Source organism: Pseudomonas sp. MDT1-17 (assembly GCF_054898105.1).
On record NZ_JBUBVM010000001.1, the window covers coordinates 2,068,742 to 2,087,047 of the forward strand.

At 59.9% G+C, this 18,306-nt stretch carries 21 protein-coding genes; 11 read left to right on the forward strand and 10 right to left on the reverse strand.

Translation table 11 applies throughout. The features are described from left to right. Positions 1-108: 108 nt before the first annotated feature. Positions 109-1,041 carry a D-2-hydroxyacid dehydrogenase gene (locus tag ACYZTX_RS09510; protein ID WP_462033846.1) on the forward strand — a complete coding sequence of 311 codons (933 nt, stop codon included), beginning with the start codon at positions 109-111 and terminating at the stop codon, positions 1,039-1,041. A 124-nt stretch (positions 1,042-1,165) separates the two neighbouring features. Here ACYZTX_RS09510 and ACYZTX_RS09515 read toward each other — a convergent pair whose 3' ends face one another. Next, the gene (locus ACYZTX_RS09515; protein ID WP_462033847.1) at positions 1,166-1,759 is read right to left on the reverse strand and encodes a nitroreductase family protein; all 594 of its coding nucleotides are present in this window, start codon (positions 1,757-1,759) and stop codon (positions 1,166-1,168) included. A 166-nt stretch (positions 1,760-1,925) separates the two neighbouring features. On the opposite strand from ACYZTX_RS09515, the gene ACYZTX_RS09520 reads away from it, so the two are divergent. After that, positions 1,926-2,375 carry a YcgN family cysteine cluster protein gene (locus ACYZTX_RS09520; RefSeq protein ID WP_462033848.1) on the forward strand — a complete coding sequence of 150 codons (450 nt, stop codon included), beginning with the start codon at positions 1,926-1,928 and terminating at the stop codon, positions 2,373-2,375. Between the two features lie 28 nt (positions 2,376-2,403). Next, positions 2,404-3,633, forward strand: a complete 1,230-nt coding sequence (locus ACYZTX_RS09525) for a hypothetical protein (RefSeq protein WP_462033849.1) — start codon at positions 2,404-2,406, stop codon at positions 3,631-3,633. 96 nt (positions 3,634-3,729) lie between these two features. On the opposite strand, the gene ACYZTX_RS09530 is transcribed toward ACYZTX_RS09525, so the two are convergent. The 4 genes from ACYZTX_RS09530 to ACYZTX_RS09545 all read right to left on the reverse strand — a co-directional run bounded on the left by ACYZTX_RS09530 (position 3,730) and on the right by ACYZTX_RS09545 (position 5,879). Continuing rightward, complete coding sequence (locus ACYZTX_RS09530) at positions 3,730-4,107, reverse strand: DUF2892 domain-containing protein (protein ID WP_462033850.1); 378 nt, start codon at positions 4,105-4,107, stop codon at positions 3,730-3,732. Positions 4,108-4,198: 91 nt separating this feature from the next. Continuing rightward, on the reverse strand, positions 4,199-4,669 hold the full coding sequence (locus tag ACYZTX_RS09535; protein WP_129441984.1) for an RNA methyltransferase: 471 nt from the start codon (positions 4,667-4,669) through the stop codon (positions 4,199-4,201). A gap of 100 nt (positions 4,670-4,769) precedes the next feature. Continuing rightward, the gene (locus ACYZTX_RS09540) at positions 4,770-5,144 is read right to left on the reverse strand and encodes a YajD family HNH nuclease (protein WP_462033851.1); all 375 of its coding nucleotides are present in this window, start codon (positions 5,142-5,144) and stop codon (positions 4,770-4,772) included. A gap of 48 nt (positions 5,145-5,192) precedes the next feature. Next, a complete protein-coding gene (locus ACYZTX_RS09545) occupies positions 5,193-5,879 on the reverse strand; it encodes a spermidine synthase (RefSeq protein WP_076030084.1) in 687 nt (228 codons plus the stop codon). Positions 5,880-5,977: 98 nt separating this feature from the next. On the opposite strand from ACYZTX_RS09545, the gene ACYZTX_RS09550 reads away from it, so the two are divergent. Further along, positions 5,978-6,268 (forward strand): hypothetical protein, encoded by a 291-nt coding sequence (locus tag ACYZTX_RS09550; protein ID WP_462033852.1) that lies wholly within the window; start codon positions 5,978-5,980, stop codon positions 6,266-6,268. Here ACYZTX_RS09550 and ACYZTX_RS09555 read toward each other — a convergent pair. Then, positions 6,265-6,738: a Crp/Fnr family transcriptional regulator gene (locus ACYZTX_RS09555; protein WP_462033853.1), complete on the reverse strand. Its 474-nt coding sequence runs from the start codon at positions 6,736-6,738 to the stop codon at positions 6,265-6,267. The genes ACYZTX_RS09550 and ACYZTX_RS09555 overlap by 4 nt on opposite strands. A gap of 211 nt (positions 6,739-6,949) precedes the next feature. Then, on the reverse strand, positions 6,950-9,004 hold the full coding sequence (locus ACYZTX_RS09560) for a S9 family peptidase (RefSeq protein ID WP_462033854.1): 2,055 nt from the start codon (positions 9,002-9,004) through the stop codon (positions 6,950-6,952). A gap of 216 nt (positions 9,005-9,220) precedes the next feature. Here ACYZTX_RS09560 and ACYZTX_RS09565 point away from each other — a divergent pair, with 216 nt between their 5' ends. From ACYZTX_RS09565 to ACYZTX_RS09575, 3 genes are read left to right on the forward strand one after another with little or no spacing between them, the layout of a single operon-like run. Beyond that, positions 9,221-9,718, forward strand: a complete 498-nt coding sequence (locus ACYZTX_RS09565; protein WP_462033855.1) for an MFS transporter — start codon at positions 9,221-9,223, stop codon at positions 9,716-9,718. 32 nt (positions 9,719-9,750) lie between these two features. After that, positions 9,751-10,527, forward strand: coding sequence for a class II glutamine amidotransferase (locus tag ACYZTX_RS09570; protein ID WP_462033856.1), 777 nt, complete (start codon positions 9,751-9,753; stop codon positions 10,525-10,527). Positions 10,528-10,539: 12 nt separating this feature from the next. Beyond that, positions 10,540-11,082, forward strand: a complete 543-nt coding sequence (locus ACYZTX_RS09575; RefSeq protein WP_074874312.1) for a DUF2937 family protein — start codon at positions 10,540-10,542, stop codon at positions 11,080-11,082. Between the two features lie 97 nt (positions 11,083-11,179). On the opposite strand, the gene ACYZTX_RS09580 is transcribed toward ACYZTX_RS09575, so the two are convergent. Continuing rightward, positions 11,180-12,106, reverse strand: a complete 927-nt coding sequence (locus tag ACYZTX_RS09580) for a LysR family transcriptional regulator (protein ID WP_462033857.1) — start codon at positions 12,104-12,106, stop codon at positions 11,180-11,182. 160 nt (positions 12,107-12,266) lie between these two features. On the opposite strand from ACYZTX_RS09580, the gene ACYZTX_RS09585 reads away from it, so the two are divergent. The 4 genes from ACYZTX_RS09585 to ACYZTX_RS09600 all read left to right on the forward strand — a co-directional run bounded on the left by ACYZTX_RS09585 (position 12,267) and on the right by ACYZTX_RS09600 (position 16,000). Next, complete coding sequence (locus ACYZTX_RS09585; RefSeq protein ID WP_462033858.1) at positions 12,267-13,553, forward strand: MFS transporter; 1,287 nt, start codon at positions 12,267-12,269, stop codon at positions 13,551-13,553. Positions 13,554-13,629: 76 nt separating this feature from the next. Then, positions 13,630-14,382, forward strand: coding sequence for a 5-oxoprolinase subunit PxpA (locus ACYZTX_RS09590; RefSeq protein WP_462033859.1), 753 nt, complete (start codon positions 13,630-13,632; stop codon positions 14,380-14,382). After that, positions 14,379-15,083 carry a 5-oxoprolinase subunit B family protein gene (locus ACYZTX_RS09595; protein WP_462033860.1) on the forward strand — a complete coding sequence of 235 codons (705 nt, stop codon included), beginning with the start codon at positions 14,379-14,381 and terminating at the stop codon, positions 15,081-15,083. Before ACYZTX_RS09590 ends, ACYZTX_RS09595 begins: the two co-directional genes overlap by 4 nt. Then, on the forward strand, positions 15,080-16,000 hold the full coding sequence (locus ACYZTX_RS09600; RefSeq protein WP_462033861.1) for a 5-oxoprolinase subunit C family protein: 921 nt from the start codon (positions 15,080-15,082) through the stop codon (positions 15,998-16,000). Before ACYZTX_RS09595 ends, ACYZTX_RS09600 begins: the two co-directional genes overlap by 4 nt. Before the next feature lie 87 nt (positions 16,001-16,087). Here ACYZTX_RS09600 and ACYZTX_RS09605 read toward each other — a convergent pair whose 3' ends face one another. Then, positions 16,088-17,266: a vWA domain-containing protein gene (locus ACYZTX_RS09605; RefSeq protein ID WP_462033862.1), complete on the reverse strand. Its 1,179-nt coding sequence runs from the start codon at positions 17,264-17,266 to the stop codon at positions 16,088-16,090. Between the two features lie 33 nt (positions 17,267-17,299). Continuing rightward, positions 17,300-18,145 carry an AAA family ATPase gene (locus ACYZTX_RS09610; protein ID WP_140677330.1) on the reverse strand — a complete coding sequence of 282 codons (846 nt, stop codon included), beginning with the start codon at positions 18,143-18,145 and terminating at the stop codon, positions 17,300-17,302. Positions 18,146-18,306 lie beyond the last annotated feature (161 nt).

The window sequence follows — 18,306 nt, forward strand, 5'->3', positions numbered from 1 at the left end:
CTCTGTTCAGAGCCTTTATGAAACACTGGAATGATTTTGGCGATGGCCAGGGCGACGGAGCAATACTCTGTCGGCGGCCGTCTGCACTGTTTTCGAAAGGTTTGAACCATGCGCGTTCTGATTGCTGAACACGACCACCCTGTGTACGCCCAGCTGTTGCGTCAAGCAGCGCCTGACCTGGAAGTGCTGACCAGCGGTGACTCCGCCGAACTGGCCAGCCAGGCCGCCGATTGTCCGATCTGGCTCGGTCAGCCGGACCTGCTGGCGACCCTGCTGCGTCAGGGCCACGAGCCGCAATGGCTGCAATCGACCTGGGCGGGCATCACGCCGCTGCTGGCCGACGGCTTGCCTCGGCACTATCGCCTGACCCGGGCGGTGGGGATTTTCGGCCAGGTCATGGCCGAATACGTGCTGACCTACATGCTTGGCCACGAGCGCGAAGTGCTGCCGCGCCTGGTCAGCCAGGTCGAGCGCAAGTGGGACAGTCGCCAGGGTCAAAGCCTGGCCGGTCGCAAAGTGTTGATCGTCGGCACCGGTGACATCGGGCAGACCGTGGCGCAGTTCCTCATGCCGTTTGGCGTCGAGTTGTACGGCATCGCCAGCGAAGCCCGCGAGCAAGCGCCGTTTGTCGAAGTGGGGGCGCTGGCTGATTTGCCGCGTCTGGTGAGCGAAGTGGATTACGTGATCAATCTGCTGCCGAATACACCGAACACCCACGACCTGTACGACGCGGCGCTGTTCAAGCAGTTCAAGCCGAGCGGATTGTTCATCAACGTCGGACGCGGCGTCGCAGTGGTCGATGCGGACCTTGTGGAAGCCTTGAAAGAAGGGCATCTGGCCGGCGCCGTGATCGACGTCTGCCGTCAGGAACCGTTGCCGCAACGTCATCCGTTCTGGACGGCATGGGGCTTGCTGCTGACCGGCCACAGCTCGGCGCCGACTTCGCCATCGATGATGGTGAATCTGTTTGTCGAAAACCTGCGGGCGTATCAGGCGGGTGAAGCGTTGCGCGGGGAAGTGGATTTCGCGCGCGGGTACTGATTTCACCGCAATCAAAATGTGGGAGCGAGCCTGCTCGCGAAAACGGTGTATCAGTCTCCAAAAGTATCGACTGACATGCCACTTTCGCGAGCAGGCTCGCTCCCACATGGGTTTGCAGTGTGGCTTAGAGGGTGAAGTTGCCTTCGGCGGCCAGCTCGCTCAGCGGACGACGTGGGCTCGGTTCTTCACGCGCTTGCAGGTAATCCGCCAGCGTTGCCTTGTCGCCCAGTTTGCCCACCGCCACCGCCGCGTGCAGCGCATAACCCTCAGGAATGTTCAGCTCTTTGCGGGTCAGTTCCTGGTCGAAACCGGCCATGCCGTGGGTGTGCCAGCCGCTGATACTCGCTTGCAGCGCCAGATGGCCCCAGGCCGAACCGGTGTCGAAGGTGTGCCACAGCGCCGGGGTTTCTTCGGTGGCGCCAGGCACCGCGAACGTGGTTTTCGAGATCACGATCACCAGCGCCGAGGCGTGTTGCGCCCAGCTGCGGTTGAATTCGTTCAGCAGCCCCAGATAACGCTCCCAGTTTGGCGTGTCGCGACGCGCGTACAGAAACCGCCAAGGCTGCGAGTTGTAAGCCGATGGCGCCCAGCGTGCGGCTTCAAAGAAGCTCAGCAGGGTCTCGATGGGAATGGCTTCGCCGGTGAAGGCGCGGGGTGACCAGCGATCGGTGAACTGAGGGTGGATGGCATAATCGGCAACGCGTGGATTAGCACTCATCAAGGGATTCCTGGCTACGTTTGAAAGTGAGGGGCGACGCAAAACCCTACTGGGCGGCGCCATAACTGACAAGTCCCGTTCTACCGGCAGTCGCCAATGCTTGGCCCCCAAGGGCCTTGGCACTAGACTGACGGCCTTTTCACCACCTGATGTTGATGCTCGAGCCATGGCCGCCAAAGTCGAACCGTTCTGGATACGCAAAACCCTCGATCAACTTGATCAAGAGGAATGGGAATCGCTGTGCGATGGCTGTGGCCTGTGCTGCCTGCAAAAGCTCGAAGATGAAGACGACAACAGCGTCTACTACACGCGCATCGCCTGCAAACTGCTGGACCTGAAAACCTGTCAGTGCACCGATTACGCCAACCGTCGCGATTTCGTCCCGGACTGCATCCAGCTCACACCGGGCAAGGCCGATGAATTCAAATGGCTGCCACCGACCTGCGGCTATCGACTGGTCAGCGAAGGCAAGGATCTGCCGCTCTGGCACCATCTGGTGTGCGGTGATCGCGATGCGGTGCACCACGAGCGTATTTCCCAGTCCGGGCGCATGCTCGCCGAAGGCAGCGTGGCCGAAGAGGATTGGGAAGACCATCTGATTTTCCGGGCGGGTTAAACGCCTAACGTTTCACGAAGGAGTGTGTATGGCTGTGGGGTTGCGGCTGGCGTTGGCTTTTGGGCTATTGGCCCTGAGTTCGCCCGTGTGGGCGGCGAAGAAGGTCGATCTGGATTACCACGTTCGCCTGTTGCCGCAAAGTGATCAGGCTGAAGTGCGACTGACCCTGGCCCAGGGTTCGGCAGTGCGCAGTCTGGATTTCGACCTGGGCGACGGCAGCCACTACAGCGACTTCAAGGCCGATGGCCAATGGCAGCTCACGCCGGGCAAACAGGCCCGCGGTGTCTGGCGTCCGGCCGCCGACAAGGCCAGCCTGACCTACCGCGTACGCATCAGCCACGGGCGCAAGAGCGGCAGCTTCGACACCCGCATGACCCCGACCTGGGCGCTGATGCGCGGCGATGACCTGGTACCGGCGGCCAAACTCGATCAGCAGGATGGCATCGAGCTGGTTTCGCGGCTTGAGTTCGAATTGCCCACCGGCTGGAAAAGTGTTGAAACCGCCTGGCCGCGGATCGGCAAGAACAAGTTCCGGGTCGATAACGTTTCTCGCTTGTTCGACCGGCCCACGGGCTGGATGCTCGCGGGCCACCTCGGTAGCCGTCGCACGCGACTGGGGGAAACCGAAGTCACCGTCGCCTCGCCTCAAGGCCAGGGCATGCGCCGCATGGATGTGCTGACGCTGCTGACCTTTGTCTGGCCGCAAGTGCAGGCGGTGTATCCCCGTCATCCCACCAAACTGCTGATCGTCGGTGCCAACGACCCGATGTGGCGTGGCAGCCTGGGCGCGCGCGAATCGATCTACCTGAACACGCGTCTGCCGCTGGTCAGCGAAAGCGGCAGCAGTGCGTTGGTGCGGGAATTGGCTCAGGTGTTCGGGAGGATCAACGACAAGCAGCGCAGTGACTGGATCAGCGAAGGATTTGCCGAGTATTACGCTATTGAACTGGTGCGCCGCGCCGGTGGCATGAGTGATGAGCGTTACGAGAGTTTGCAGAAAAAGTTGATCAAGGACAGCCAGAAGGTCAGCACATTGCGAGGTGAACAGGTCAGTGCGGCGCAGGTCTCGAAAGCGGTCATGTTATTGCAGGAACTGGATCGCGAGATTCGCTTGAAGACCCGCAACAAGCGTTCGCTGGATGATGTATTGCAAGGGGCGATGCATCTCGACAGCGTGGATACCAAGGAATTTGTTCAGCTTGCGGAAAGCATCATTGGCGAGTCTTCCAAAGTCCTCGACACCGAGTTGTTGCAGTAAAAAATCAAAAGATCGCAGCCTGCGGCAGCTCCTACAGGTGTACACATAGCCCTGTGTAGGAGCTGCCGCAGGCTGCGATCTTTTGATCTTAAGGGGTCAAACCCCGGTTTTTGGCGACGTCAAAGAATCATTACCCGTCACGGTAGCGGTATTGGTCGCCGCTTCAGCATTCGCCTTCAACCGACTCAACTCTTCCCCGGCCCGCTGAATCTTCGCCCGCACGTTGTTCATGTCCTGACGGCTTTTCTCCAGCAGGCTTTTCGCCGAACTGTGCCCGGTAATCCCACGCGCCAGGGCTACACCGCCGATCGCCATTTGAATCAACCCCAACAGCCCACCGCGACGCAGGCCCTTGCCGACCATCACCACGCCGCCGGCCAGGGAACCAATACGTTCCCAGCCCTGCACGTTCTGGTCAGTGTGAGTCTGGAACGGGGTGGATTCGACGCGTTCTACGCGTTTGAGCTCGCTCATGATCTGTCTCCTGGCTGGAATCGCTGCTTCAAGAATAGATAATTAGCTGACTGCCGAGGAGCGCGGCTTGTTCCATCGGATGTGCGGTGAATCAGCGAAATTTCGCCCCGGAGCGAGTATTGAGTCCCTTGGACAGGCGGTCGTAGAGTACGACGTTGACGGTGGCCGCCAGGTTCATGCAGCCGGTGGTCGGGATGTAGACCACGTCTTCGCACCAGTCACGAATCTCTTTATCCAGCGAGCCGTCCTCCGGGCCAAAAATGTACAGCGCACGGTCCGGATGGGTGTATTCCGGCAGCGAACGGGCGCCGTCCACCAATTCTACAGCGACCGGAACGCAGCCCAGCGGCAGGATTTTTTTCAGGTCGTCGATGCCGATCAGCGGAATGTCGTAGTGCACTCGCTTGGTGTCGGTGACGAAGTCGGCGGCGCGTTCATAGCGCTTGCCGGTGTAGAACACGGAGGCCACGCCATAACAGCCAGCGGCGCGCATCACCGAACCGACGTTCTCCGGTGATTTGGGGTTATACAAACCAATGCAGCTGTACCGTTTGTCTGCCACGAGCGGGTGCCTTCGGGGAAAAAACGGCGATTATACGGGGATTGGGGGAGGGGTGTTCGGTGATCGTTCCCACGCTCTGGAGGGAACGATCATGCGAGGCTCAGTCTTCTTTCTTCATCAACCCCGCCAACGCCGCAAACGGGTTATGCGTCGCCTTGGCGATTTTCGGCGAGCTCAGCGAGCCTTCACTAAAATACTGCTGGTCGGTGTACCGCGAGTGTTCGTTGTCGTGGCAATACAGGCACAACAGCTCCCAGTTCGAGCCGTCCTGAGGGTTGTTGTCGTGGTTGTGGTCGCGGTGGTGCACGGTCAGTTCGCTCAGGCGCTTGCCGGAGAACTCGCGGGCGCAGCGGCCGCACACGTGCGGGTACATTTTCAGGGCCTTGTCGCGGTAACCCATTTCCTTGTCGCGCTGGTTGTCAGCAAGGATGCGGTCCAGCTTCGACGTGTTGGACGGAGGCGTTGACGAACTCATGGGTTCACCTTTGTAAAAGACTAATGACGGTAATAAACGCAGTTTAGCTCAGCCCTTGAGCTTCTCGGCAATCCAGATGGTGTGGCGGGTGCCTTTGTTGCCGTGGGCGAAAACCTGGACTTCCTCGGCCTTGAAGCCGGCCTTCTTCAGTTTGTCGGAAAACTGTCGGTCAGCGCTCGCGGACCATACGGCCAGCACACCTTTGGGCCGCAGGGCCTTGGCGCAGGCGCTCAGGCCGCCAGCGGAGTAGAGCCAGCTGTTGGCCTTCTGGGTCAGGCCTTCGGGGCCGTTGTCGACGTCGAGCATGATCGCGTCGAAACCTTGCGGCTCAGCTTGCAACACGTTGGCCACGTCTTCCATGCGAATGACCGTACGCGGGTCGAGCAGCGGGTTCCCGGCTTTCTCGCCCAGCGGTCCACGGTTCCACTCCACCACCCCCGGTACCAGTTCGGCGACGACCACTTCAGCAGTCTTGCCCAGGTGCTTGAGGGCCGAGGCGAGGGTGAAGCCCATGCCCAGGCCGCCGATCAGCACACGCGAATTCGGCCGGCCGGCCACTTTACGGCACGGGATCTCGGCCAGCGCATCTTCGGAACCGTGCATGCGGGTGTTCATCAGTTGCCCGCCGTCGCCGCCCTGGATCTTGATGACAAAATCCTCGCCGTATTCGAACAGGCACAAGGCACCGCCATTTTCAGGAATTGGAGTGGTGTCGAGCAGAACGAAACGTTTCATGGGACTCACTTGAGGAAAAATTGGCATAAGAGGAGGAAGGCAAACACGCGCCGTTGGGAGTAGCCTGCAAAAAGACAACAAGGCCAACGGAGCCATTGATGAAGCGCATCATTCTAACGGTCATTGCCTTGGCCGCGCTCTCGATAACTGCAGTGCAGGCCCAGGTGCTGCAAACCATCCCCACCAGCCCTGCGCCGCAGCCCGGTTCGCCCGGCACTGCGACCCCGACACCGTACCCGCAAATCACGCCGACCAGCGTGCCCAAGGTTGGCCCTGGCAGTGGCGGTCCGCCGTTGGTGCCCATGGAAATGCCTAGCCCGCCTACCAAGGACCAGCCACTGCCGGGGCTGGAGCAAAACCCGTCGAAAGCCAAATCACCCGGCGGTTAAACCTGCTGCGAGAGCAGTTGCCCGTCGGCCATGCGCAGGCGTCTGGAGAGGGAGACGGCAAGGGCGCGGATGATTTTGGCGGCGATTTTCGGCGCCTCGTTGAGCATCTTTTCCAGCGAGTCCTTGCCCAGATTGAGCAACTGGCAATTGCTCGCGGCCACGCAACTGGCTGAACGTCGTTCGCCGTCGAGTACGGCCATTTCGCCGAACGCCCGACCGCTGCGCAACGTTGCCATGGTCACCCGTTGCCCGTCGCTGTTGGTTTTCTGCACTGCGACCTGGCCGGTGTGGATGATGCACATGAAGCTGCCGGCATCGCCCTCATGGAAAATCTCTTCGCCCGAAGCAATGGTGCTGATGCTGAAGTAACCCGAGGCGGCGGCAAAGTCCGCCGGCAGCAGTTGATCGAACAGGCCACAGTCCATCAGCCAGTCGCGAATTTCGTTGTTCAGTAAGGTCGGTTCTGACATGTCGTCACGGTCTTTTTCTTGTGTCTGGGTCCGATTGTTCGGGATGTCCCCAATCCCTTGTGGGAGCGGGCTTGCTCGCGAAGGCGGTGTGACAGCCAATATTTATATTGAATGTGACGACCTCTTCGCGAGCAAGCCCGCTCCCACATTGGAATTGTGTTGGATTGGGCCCGGTGTCTGGTGTTAAGACCGGCACGCCGAACGGAGTTCCTCAGGCGATGCCCAAAACCTTGAAAACAAATGCGTATTCGAGTGCTACGTCACGCAATCCCTGATAGCGACCGCTCATCCCGCCATGCCCGGCACCCAATTCGGTCTTGAGCAGCAGGGGATTGGTGTCGGTTTTGGTCGCGCGCAATTTTGCCACCCACTTGGCCGCTTCCCAGTACTGCACGCGACTGTCGTTGTAGCCGGCGATCACCAGGGTCGCCGGATAGGCTTGCGCGGTGACGTTTTCGTACGGGGCGTAGGCCTTGATTCGCTCATAGACCTCTGGCTCTTCAGGATTACCCCACTCGTCGTATTCGGTGACGGTCAACGGCAGGTCCGGGTCGAGCATGGTGTTCAGCACGTCGACGAACGGTACTTCGGCGATCGCTGCGCCAAACAGATCCGGCCGCTGATTAAGCACAGCGCCGATCAGCAGGCCGCCGGCGCTGCCGCCGCTGATCGCCAATTGCTGTGATGTGGTGAAGCCATCGGCGATCAGGTGTTCGGCGCAGGCGATGAAGTCGCTGAAGGTGTTGTGCTTGTGTTCCTGCTTGCCGGCGCGATACCAGGCTTCGCCCAGTTCACCGCCGCCACGCACGTGAGCGATGGCGAACGCCACGCCACGATCCAGCAGACTCAAACGAGCGTGGGAGAACCACGGGTCGAGGCTTTCACCGTAGGCGCCATAGCCATACAGATAAAGCGGCGTCGGCTGGCCGAGGGCTTCGCGTTTGACGACGAGGCTGATCGGCACTTTCGTACCGTCCGGTGCGGTAGCCCACAGACGCTGGCTGACGTAGGCATCGGCGTCGAACGGGCCGAGCACCGGGGTTTCCTTGAGGACTTTCTGCTCGCCGCTGCCCAGCTCAAGCTGGCGGATTTGCGCCGGACGGTTCAATGCTTCGTAGCGCAGACGGATCCTGTCGCTGACGAATTCCAGACTGTTTTGCACGTGAAGGCTGTAGGCCGCATCCGGTAGTTGCACGCGATAGCTCGGCAGGTCTTGCGGATGAACTTCAATCACCGGCAAGCCGCCGACCCGCAGGCTCAGGGTCATGGCCCCGGCGTTGAGGCTCATGCCGTCGATCATCACCGTGTCGCTGTGAGGAATCAGGTTCTGCCAATCGGCCTCGGTCGGCGCCACGCCGGTGTCGACGGCGTGGTACAGGGCAAAGTTGATGCCGTCGCGGTTGGTGCGAATGAACCAGGTCCATTGACCGTCGAGTGCGCCGTGGTCGATGTCGTATTCATGGTCTTCAACCCGTGGCGCCACGCAGGTAAAAGCCTGCTGCGGCTGGAATGCGTCGAGCACCCAGACTTCGCTGGTGGTCTTGCTGCCCAGGGACAGCAACAGTTGCTGCTCGGAGCTCGAGCGGTAGCAATGCATGAAGAATCGGCCGTCCTGCTCATGGAACACTTCTTCAGCCGCTGTTCCGTCCAGTCGGTAGCGGAACAGCTTGTGCGGGCGATGCGTCTCGTCCAGCTCGCCGAAGAACAGCGTCAGGCTGTCGTTGGCCCAGGTCATGCTGCCGTCGCAGTCCTGGAATTCCAGTTCGCTGATACGGCCGTTGGACAATTCCTTCACGAACAGCGTGTAAATCTCATCGCCCGTGGCATCGATGCTGTAGGCCAGACGCTGGTGGTCCGGGCTGATACTGAACGCGCCCAGGGAAAAGAAGCCGCCTTTGGCCAGTGCATTCGGGTCCAGCAGCAACTGTTCCTGGCTTTCGTCGAGCTGCAGGCTGTCATCGGCCGGGCGCGGGCAGCGGTAGTGACGGGCGTATTCATCACCCGCCGTGGTGCGCGTGTAATACAGGTACGGACCCCAAGGGGAGGGCAAGGACAGGTCGGTTTCGAGAATCCGGCTCTTGATCTCTTCGAACAGGGTTTCACGCAGCTCGGCCTGATCGGCGGTTTGCGCCTCTTGATAGCGGTTTTCCGCTTTCAGGTAGTCGAGCACCGCGTCAGTGTCGCGTTCCTGCAGCCAGGCATACGGGTCAGGACCGTCGGCCTTATGGGCAATCGGGGCGCTGGTGACGTTGACGGATTCGGGCATGAATGGCTCTCAAACAATGTACGGAATAGGGGCTTCGCAACCTGTGGGAGCGGGCTTGCTCGCGAAGAGGCCAGCACATTCAACATCTCTGTTGACTAACACACCGCTTTCGCGAGCAAGCCCGCTCCCACAGGGGTTGCGTATAAAGGGCTGGCATTGTGGCAAGCCTGACGTGCGAAAAGTCGTTACTATAAGCGCCTCTTTGCCTGCCTTGCCATGGACACCATGACCGAGAACGACTATCTGATCGCTTGGGGCCTCTACGCCTTTGCCGCTTTGGGCTGCCTGTTGGTGTGGATGCGCTTGACCCGCTGGATGTGGCGCTGGCTGCGTGAACCGCTGCGGCTGCTGGTTGCCGTGTTGCTGTTCAGCCCCACCATCATCGACCCGGTGAAGGAAAAGGTCGCTCCGGCCATCGCCATTACTGCCCTTGATCTAATGTTCAAGGTCGGCAACAACGCCTGGCGAGCGGTTTCCGACCTGTTCATGTACGGCATGATCGTCTTCGGCATTTACCTGGTGTTCGTGGCGATCCGGTTCCCTATCGAGCGTGCGTCCAACGCTCGCAAGGAACAGGCTGCCGCTGCCAAGGCTGCGACGCGGGCCGACGAACCGGAAGAAGATCATCCCTTTGGCGGTGCGGGCGATGATCGTTACGGTCGTCCACCGGTGCCGAGCAATCCTCAGCGGTTGCGGGTTGAACCACGTCTGTAACCTTGCCCCTGCCTTTCAGCGAGAACCCGAGCATGTGTGAGTTATTGGGCATGAGCGCCAATGTGCCGACCGATATCGTGTTCAGCTTCACCGGGCTGATGCAGCGCGGCGGTCGCACCGGTCCGCACCGTGACGGTTGGGGCATCGCCTTTTACGAGGGCCGTGGCCTGCGGCTGTTTCAGGACCCGGCGGCGAGCAGCGAGTCGGAAGTGGCGAACCTGGTGCAACGCTATCCGATCAAGAGCGAAGTCGTGATCGGGCACATCCGTCAGGCCAATGTCGGCAAGGTCTGCCTGTCCAACACCCATCCGTTCGTGCGTGAACTGTGGGGGCGCAACTGGTGTTTCGCCCACAACGGTCAGCTCGCGGACTTTCAACCGATCAAGAGTTTTTACCGCCCGGTCGGCGATACCGACAGCGAAGCGGCGTTCTGCGATTTGCTCAACCGTGTGCGCGCTGCGTTCCCGGAACCGGTAGAGGTCGAAGAACTGTTGCCAGACCTGGTAGCAGCCTGCGCTGAATACCGCAGCACAGGCGTGTTCAACTGCCTGCTCAGCGACGGCGATTGGTTGTTCTGCTATTGCTCGACCAAGCTGGCGCAAATCACCCGTCGCGCGCCATTTGGCCCGGCGCGCTTGAAGGACGTCGATGTGATCGTCGACTTCCAGGCCGAAACCACGCCCAACGACGTGGTCACGGTGATCGCCACCGAACCCTTGACCGAAAACGAAACCTGGACCCGCTACGAACCGGGCCAATGGAGCCTCTGGCGACGCGGCGAATGCGTCAGCCAGGGCAAGACCGAATAAGGATTGCCCCTCATGTTGCTCAGTTATCTACGGCTGGTGTTGTTCGCGGCGGGTCTGTTGATCGGTGTCCAGGTGCCGGGGTTCATCAGCGATTATGCCAAGCGGGTCGAAGCGCATCTGATTGAGGCGCAGACCGGCCTGAGCGGTTTTCAGGGCACTGCCAATCAGTTCTTCAAAGGTGACATGCAGGCACTGGTGGCCCATTACCGCGCGAGCGAAGATCCGATCTTTCGCAGCGATGCCGACAGCCTGAGCACTTTGCTGACCCGTCAACTGGCCCTCGATAAACAGTTCCAGGCCATGCAGGGCCCGTGGTACATCCGCTTACTGCAGGTTGCGTTGGCAGCAGACCCGGATATTCGCAAGGAAACCTGGAATGGCTATAGCTACCAGATTCTGCTGACGCCGGAAGCGATGATCTGGGGCATGAGCGGAGCGTTGCTGTTGTCGTTCGGCATTGAATGCCTGTTCCGGTTGATCGACTGGGTGGTGCTGGGCGGCAAGCGCCTGCGTCAGAGCCGGCCGATCGAAGACCGGGATGTGCGCGGGTTGTAAGAAAAAGATCAAAAGATCGCAGCCTGCGGCAGCTCCTACATTGGGATAGTGAACGCCCTGTAGGAGCTGCCGAAGGCTGCGATCTTTTGATTTAATTTTAGCGAACCGAAGGTTTACTCAGGACGATGTAGTTTTCACCCACCTTGCGCGCATACCCCTCCAGCACCTGCTGACACAACGCAACAATCTCCTCGACCCACTCCACGCCAACCCGCCATGACACCACCACCTGCAAATTCGGCGGCCGTTGCTCGATGGCCAGCAAGGTCAGTTCACCCCGCGCCAGTTCTTCGGCCACCAGCACCGGCGGCAACGCGCCAATGCCGAAGCCATCGCGCAGCAAACGGGTAATCGCCGATACCGAGTTCACGCAGTTGAGCCGTGGCGCCATGACGCCGTTGGCCTGCATCAAACTCAAGATGTCCTGGTGCGGATGGGAGTTTTTCGAGTAAGTAATGATGCGCTCGCGCGCCAGATCGGCAATGCCTGAATACTCGCGGTTGTAGATCGAATTGCTGGCAACGATCCAGCCCATCGGGTGACTGGCCAGCTCAAGGCTGCGCACACTTTCCTGACGCAACAGGTCGGTTTGCAGGATCAGATCGAGAAAGCCTTTTTGCAGCTGATCACAGAGGTTGAGCGCGGTATCGGCCACCAGCTCGATTTCCACCAGCGGATAGTGATCCATCATTTGCGCCACCAACGGGCTCAGCCAAGTATGGATGACCGTGTCCATCACGCCGATGCGAACCCGACCGACCTTGCTCGAACGGGTCTCGATCGACTGCTTGAGCGCCTGCATGGTGTCCATCATTTGCTCGGCGTACTCGAGCACTTTCAAGCCTTCGGGCGTCAGGCTCACGCCGCGTGAATCGCGCAGGAACAGCTTCACCCCGAGCTCGCCTTCGAGCACTGCAATGCGGCTGGATATCGACGCTTGAGTGGTGAAGAGTTTGTCTGCGGTCAGGCGAAAACTCTTGAGTCGGGCGACCCAGACAAAGGTCTCGAGAAACTTCAGGTTCATGGGATCTGCTCTGAGATAAAAAGTTTTCTTATGTCTAGGGCGGGTTTTTATTAGTTGGACGTAGCAGGGCCCGCGGCCCAAAAATCAGGCCATCCGGTTCCCACGATAGGCGTCGTCGGGGCTCAGAACAATACCAATAAAATTAGCGCGGAGATTTGCCATGAGTGCGCCCGACACGCTCGACATCCCCAAAGCCACGGCTCGCCCGGGACCTTTCGACTGGTACCGCAACATCAATCAGCAGGAACGTCGCACCTTCTGGAGCTGCAAGATCGGCTATGGCCTCGACGGCATGGACACCCAGATGCTCAGCTTCGTGGTACCGACCCTGATTGCGATGTGGGGCATCACCACCGGCGAGGCCGGGCTGATTCACACCAGCACCCTGATCGCCTCGGCCATTGGCGGTTGGGTGGCGGGGATTCTCTCCGACCGCATCGGTCGCGTACGTACCCTGCAACTGACGGTTCTGTGGTTTGCCTTCTTCACCTTCCTTTGCGGTTTCGCCCAGAACTACGAGCAACTACTGATCAGTCGCACCCTGATGGGCTTCGGTTTCGGCGGCGAATGGACCGCCGGCGCCGTGCTGATGGGTGAAGTGATTCGTGCCAAGGACCGCGGCAAGGCCGTGGGCATGGTGCAATCAGGCTGGGCGCTGGGATGGGGGGTGACGGCGATCTTGTATGCGTTGCTGTTCTCGGTGCTGCCGCCGGAAGACGCCTGGCGCGCTCTGTTCATTCTTGGCATCGTGCCGGCGATTTTTGTGATCTTCGTCCGCCGTTTGGTCAAAGACCCGGAAATCTACCGCGAAGCCAAAGCCAAGCAGGAACCGGGCAACCCGGCAAAGTTCTACGAGATCTTCGCCCCTGGCATCCTCTTCACCACGATTCGTGCGTCGGTGCTGACCACTGGTGCTTTGGGCGGTTACTACGCGATCACCTCCTGGTTGCCGACATTTCTGAAGAATGAGCGCGGTTTGAGCGTACTCGGCACCGGTGGCTATCTGGCGATGGTGATCGTCGGATCCTACGTTGGCTATGTCATCAGCGCGTATTTGACTGACATCCTCGGGCGTAAAAAGAACTTCATTCTGTTCGCGGTCGGCTCGTTCACCATCGTTCTGCTTTACACCCAATTGCCGGTCAGCAATGGCGTGATGCTGTGGCTGGGCTTTCCGTTGGGCTTCTTCGCTTCAGGGATTTTCAGTGGCATGGGCGCGTTTCTGACCGAACTGTTTCCGACGCGGATTCGCGGGTCGGGTCAGGGCTTTTGCTACAACATTGGCCGGGCGCTGGCGGCGTTGTTCCCGCTGCTGATTGGCTTGATGAGCCAGACGGTGCCATTGAGCGTAGGCATCGGTGCTTTTGCGGCGGTGTCCTACGGGGTGGTGATCCTTGCGGCCCTGAGCCTGCCGGAAACCCGTGGCAAGCAACTTGACGCCCAATAACTTAATGCCCAGCAACTGATAATCTACGGGCAAATGCCTACAGCTAAAAAGAATCAAACCTACAGGAGTGTTCACCGTGAGCCGCCTGCTATTGAACTGCGACATCGGCGAGAGTTTTGGCAACTGGACCATGGGTCTGGACGCCGAGGTCATGCCCTTCATCGATTGCGCCAACATCGCCTGCGGCTTCCATGCCGGCGACCCGAGCATCATGCGCAAGACCGTCAGCCTCGCCCTGAGCAACGGCGTACAGATTGGCGCGCATCCGGCGTATCAGGATCTGGTCGGCTTCGGCCGCCGCTCCATGGCCTACACCGCGCAGGAACTTCAGGACATTTTGCACTACCAGATCGGCGCCCTCGACGGCATCTGCCGGGCCCAGGGCGGGCGGGTGAGTTACGTCAAACCCCACGGTGCGATGTACAACGACATGATGGCCAACCCGGCGCAATTGCGCGCCGTTCTTCAGGCGGTAGCGTCCTATGATCGCCAGTTGCCGCTGATGTTGATGGCCACTCGCGACAACCGCGCCGCACAGCAATTGGGCGATGAATACGGCGTGACCCTGTGGTTCGAAGCCTTTGCCGATCGCGCTTACGACAGCGCCGGAATGCTGGTCTCGCGGCAATTGCCGGGCGCGGTGCATCACGATCCCGAGACAATCATCGAACAGGCGCTGATCATTGCCCGTGGTGGCAACCTCACGGCCAGCGATGGCAGTGCCTTGCACTTGCAGGCAAACACCCTCTGCGTACACGGCGACAACGCCAGTTCGGTAGCCGCTGTGCGGCGTATTCGCGAAGCACTTGATCAGCAGAGCGCGCCATGAAAACCCGGGTCGAAGTGGTGGCGCTGGATTGCTTGATGGTGCGTCTGTTTGATGAGATCAGCGAGGCCAACATGCCGTGGATGCTCGCGGCTAGCGAAGGCTTGCGCGCTGCGTTCGCCGGGCATCTGATCGATCTGGTGCCGTCCTATACGACGTTGATGGTGCATTACGATCTGACCGCGTTGAGTCCAGCTCAGGCTCGGGAGCTGATCGCCGAGGCCTTGATCGATCTGTCGCCCAACGCCTGCACTCGCGGCAAATGTCATGTGCTGCCGGTCTGGTATGACGTGAGCGTTGGCCCCGAATTGAGCCTGTTGTCCCAGCGCAGCGGGCTGGCGGTGGATGAAGTGATCCGCCGCCACAGCGAGCGCGAATATCAGGTGTTCGCCTTGGGTTTCGCGCCGGGTTTCGCTTTCATGGGATTGGTGGAGGAAGTGCTGGCGGCGCCGCGTCTGAACACGCCGCGTAAAAAGGTAGCCGCCGGCAGTGTCGGCATCGCCGAACGCCAGACTGCCGCTTACCCGGTGGTGTCCCCCGGTGGCTGGAATCTGATCGGTCGCACCCCGGCCAAATTGTTCGACCGCGAACGCGACGGCTACAGCCTGATGCAACCCGGCGACACGGTGCGCTTCGAAGCTGTCAGCCATGCCGAATTCATCAATCTGGGCGGTGACGACACGCCGTTGGAGGCGCAGGCATGAGCCGTCTATCAATACAAGCGAGTACACCGCTGTGCCTGTTGCAGGACGCTGGCCGTTTTGGCGTTCGGCATCTTGGCGTGACCCAGGGCGGGGCGACGGACTGGCGATCGATGTCGTGGGCCAATTGGTTATTGGGCAATGGGCTGGATGCAGCGGTGATTGAAATCACCCTCGGCGGGTTTACTGTTGTTGCCGAAGAGGATTGCGTGCTGGCCCTGGCCGGGGCGGATCTGGGGGCGCAGGTGGATGGCGAGGCTTTGGCACCGTGGCGCAGTTTCAGGCTGAACAAAGGTCAGCAATTGCAATTCACTCAGCCGCTGATTGGCGCTCGGGCTTATTTGGCGGCGCCGGGCGGATTTGATGCGCCAAAAGTGTTGGGCAGTAGCGCAACGGTGGTCCGTGAGGAACTCGGCGGGCTGGATGGCATGGGCCGGGCGTTGGCCAAAGGTGCGCCGTTGAGCTATTCGGGGAGCTCACTGCTCCTGCTGCGGGAGTTGGCGCGCGAACAGGTGCCGGATTTCAGACTCAGCGCGCCGCTGGACCTGGTGCTCGGTGCACAAATCGGCGAGTTCAGTGGACAGAGTTTGTTTGATGCGTTCAACAGCGTCTGGACCCTCGACAGCCGTGCCGACCGGATGGGTATCCGCTTGCTGGGAACGGCGTTGCAGTACCAGGGCAAACCGATGATTTCCGAAGGTATCCCGCTGGGTGCAGTTCAGGTGCCGCCGGACGGGCAGCCGATTGTTTTACTCAATGATCGACAGACCATTGGCGGTTATCCGCGATTGGGCGCCTTGACGCCGTTGGCATTGGCACGGCTGGCGCAGTGTCTACCGGGGGCAACGGTGCGGTTGCGGCCGGTGGTGCAGGAGGTGGCACATCGGGAACAGGTCGAATATTTGCGGCAATTCAGGTGAAGATCAAAAGATCGCAGCCTCCGGCAGCTCCTACAGAGATCGGTGTAGGAGCTGCCGGAGGCTGCGATCTTTTGAGTCGTGACACGGTTACTTGGAAAGAAACCGCATCCCTTCCTCCAACCCCCGCAACGTCAGCGGATACATCTGGTCGTTAATCAAGTCCCGCACGATGTTGGTCGAAGACGTATAGCCCCACGTATCTTTCGGATACGGGTTGATCCAGATGACCTTCTTGTACTTCTCCATGAACCGCTGCATCCACACATAACCCGCCTCTTCATTCCAGTGTTCGACGCTGCCGCCGGCCTGGGTGATTTCATACGGCGCCATGGCGGCGTCGCCGATGAAGATCACTTTGTAGTCCGCGCCGTATTTGTGCAGCAAGTCCTGGGTCGAGGTGCGCTCGGAAGTGCGGCGCATGTTGTTCTTCCACACCGATTCATAAACGAAGTTGTGGAAGTAGAAGTACTCCAGGTGCTTGAACTCGGTCTTGCAGGCGGAAAACAGTTCCTCGCAGATCTTCACGTGAGCGTCCATCGAGCCGCCGATGTCGAACAGCAGCAACAACTTGACGGTGTTGCGCCGCTCCGGCCGCATCTGGATGTTCAGCAGCCCGGCATCACGCGCGGTGTGGTCGATGGTGCCATCGATGTCCAGTTCTTCCGCCGCACCCTGGCGCGCGAATTTGCGCAACCGTCGCAGGGCGACCTTGATGTTGCGCGTGCCCAGCTCCACCGAATCGTCGAGGTTCTTGTACTCGCGCTGATCCCAGACCTTGACCGCTTTGCCCTGACGCTTACCGGCATCGCCGACCCGGATGCCTTCCGGGTTGAAGCCGCCGGAACCGAACGGGCTGGTGCCGCCAGTGCCGATCCACTTGTTACCGCCGGCATGGCGTTCTTTCTGTTCTTCGAGGCGCTTCTTGAACTCTTCGATCAGCTTGTCCAGGCCGCCGAGGGACTGGATCGCTGCTCGCTCTTCCTCGGTCAGGGATCGCTCGAACTCCTTGCGCAGCCAGTCTTCCGGGATCAATGCCTGAAGGTGATCGTCGAGTTTCTCCAAGCCATTGAAGTAAGCACCGAACGCCCGGTCGAACTTGTCGAAATGCTTTTCGTCCTTCACCAGAATCGCCCGGGACAAATAATAAAACTCGTCCATGTCGGCGAAGGTCACGCGCTGTTTCAGCGCGTTGATCAGGTCCAGCAGCTCCCGTACCGAGACCGGCACTTTGGCTGCGCGCATTTCATTGAACAGGTTAAGCAGCATGCTTATCGTCCTCTATCTTGTTAAACAGAGGGATCAGCGAGTGCCGCGACGGCTCATGAACGCCAGACGCTCAAGCAACTGCACGTCCTGTTCGTTCTTCACCAGGGCGCCTGCCAGCGGCGGAATGGCTTTGGTCGGATCGCGTTCGCGCAGTACCGCTTCGCCAATGTTGTCGGCCATCAGCAGCTTCAGCCAGTCCACCAGTTCGGAAGTCGAGGGCTTCTTCTTCAGGCCCGGCACCTTGCGCACGTCGAAGAACACGTCCAGCGCTTCGCTGACCAGGTCCTTCTTGATGTTCGGGTAATGCACATCGACGATCTTCTGCAGCGTTACGCGATCGGGGAAAGCGATGTAGTGGAAGAAGCAGCGGCGCAGGAAGGCGTCCGGCAGCTCTTTCTCGTTGTTGGAGGTAATGATGATGATCGGACGCTTCTTGGCCTTGATGGTCTCGTCGATCTCGTAAACGTAGAACTCCATCTTGTCGAGTTCTTGCAGCAAGTCGTTCGGGAACTCGATGTCGGCCTTGTCGATTTCGTCGATCAGCAGGATCACCCGCTCTTCGGACTCGAAGGCTTCCCAGAGCTTGCCCTTTTTCAGGTAGTTGCGAACGTCGTGGACCTTCTCCGTGCCCAGTTGCGAGTCCCGCAGACGGCTGACCGCGTCGTACTCGTACAAGCCCTGATGCGCCTTGGTGGTGGACTTGATGTGCCAAGTGATCAGCTTGGCGCCGAAGGATTCGGCCAGTTGCTCGGCGAGCATGGTTTTGCCGGTGCCCGGCTCGCCCTTGACCAGCAGCGGACGCTCCAGGGTGATGGCGGCGTTGACCGCCAGCTTCAGGTCATCGGTGGCGACGTAGGCCGGGGTGCCTTCGAACTTCATCTGCTAATCCTCGAACGGTAACGCCGACCTGAACGAGGCAGGGCGGGGCGCAATAATTGTAGTACCCGACTATAACGCGGTGCCCGGTCGACTGTGAACGCAGACGGCTTATTCAGTCTCTGAATGGGGCGTCACATCTTGACTCAGTCTCGGCTGCTGGC

Excerpts from the sequence above, each read along its gene's own strand:
- ACYZTX_RS09550 (WP_462033852.1), top strand. The coding sequence starts at position 5,978 with ATGAAGCGCATCATTCTAACGGTCATTGCCTTGGCCGCGCTCTCGATA.
- ACYZTX_RS09555 (WP_462033853.1), bottom strand. The coding sequence starts at position 6,738 with ATGTCAGAACCGACCTTACTGAACAACGAAATTCGCGACTGGCTGATG.
- ACYZTX_RS09565 (WP_462033855.1), top strand. The coding sequence starts at position 9,221 with ATGGACACCATGACCGAGAACGACTATCTGATCGCTTGGGGCCTCTAC.
- ACYZTX_RS09605 (WP_462033862.1), bottom strand. The coding sequence starts at position 17,266 with ATGCTGCTTAACCTGTTCAATGAAATGCGCGCAGCCAAAGTGCCGGTC.
- ACYZTX_RS09540 (WP_462033851.1), bottom strand. The coding sequence starts at position 5,144 with ATGAGTTCGTCAACGCCTCCGTCCAACACGTCGAAGCTGGACCGCATC.
- ACYZTX_RS09525 (WP_462033849.1), top strand. The coding sequence starts at position 2,404 with ATGGCTGTGGGGTTGCGGCTGGCGTTGGCTTTTGGGCTATTGGCCCTG.
- ACYZTX_RS09600 (WP_462033861.1), top strand. The coding sequence starts at position 15,080 with ATGAGCCGTCTATCAATACAAGCGAGTACACCGCTGTGCCTGTTGCAG.
- ACYZTX_RS09530 (WP_462033850.1), bottom strand. The coding sequence starts at position 4,107 with ATGAGCGAGCTCAAACGCGTAGAACGCGTCGAATCCACCCCGTTCCAG.
- ACYZTX_RS09585 (WP_462033858.1), top strand. The coding sequence starts at position 12,267 with ATGAGTGCGCCCGACACGCTCGACATCCCCAAAGCCACGGCTCGCCCG.
- ACYZTX_RS09560 (WP_462033854.1), bottom strand. The coding sequence starts at position 9,004 with ATGCCCGAATCCGTCAACGTCACCAGCGCCCCGATTGCCCATAAGGCC.
- ACYZTX_RS09610 (WP_140677330.1), bottom strand. The coding sequence starts at position 18,145 with ATGAAGTTCGAAGGCACCCCGGCCTACGTCGCCACCGATGACCTGAAG.
- ACYZTX_RS09595 (WP_462033860.1), top strand. The coding sequence starts at position 14,379 with ATGAAAACCCGGGTCGAAGTGGTGGCGCTGGATTGCTTGATGGTGCGT.
- ACYZTX_RS09545 (WP_076030084.1), bottom strand. The coding sequence starts at position 5,879 with ATGAAACGTTTCGTTCTGCTCGACACCACTCCAATTCCTGAAAATGGC.
- ACYZTX_RS09515 (WP_462033847.1), bottom strand. The coding sequence starts at position 1,759 with ATGAGTGCTAATCCACGCGTTGCCGATTATGCCATCCACCCTCAGTTC.
- ACYZTX_RS09575 (WP_074874312.1), top strand. The coding sequence starts at position 10,540 with ATGTTGCTCAGTTATCTACGGCTGGTGTTGTTCGCGGCGGGTCTGTTG.
- ACYZTX_RS09570 (WP_462033856.1), top strand. The coding sequence starts at position 9,751 with ATGTGTGAGTTATTGGGCATGAGCGCCAATGTGCCGACCGATATCGTG.
- ACYZTX_RS09520 (WP_462033848.1), top strand. The coding sequence starts at position 1,926 with ATGGCCGCCAAAGTCGAACCGTTCTGGATACGCAAAACCCTCGATCAA.
- ACYZTX_RS09580 (WP_462033857.1), bottom strand. The coding sequence starts at position 12,106 with ATGAACCTGAAGTTTCTCGAGACCTTTGTCTGGGTCGCCCGACTCAAG.
- ACYZTX_RS09510 (WP_462033846.1), top strand. The coding sequence starts at position 109 with ATGCGCGTTCTGATTGCTGAACACGACCACCCTGTGTACGCCCAGCTG.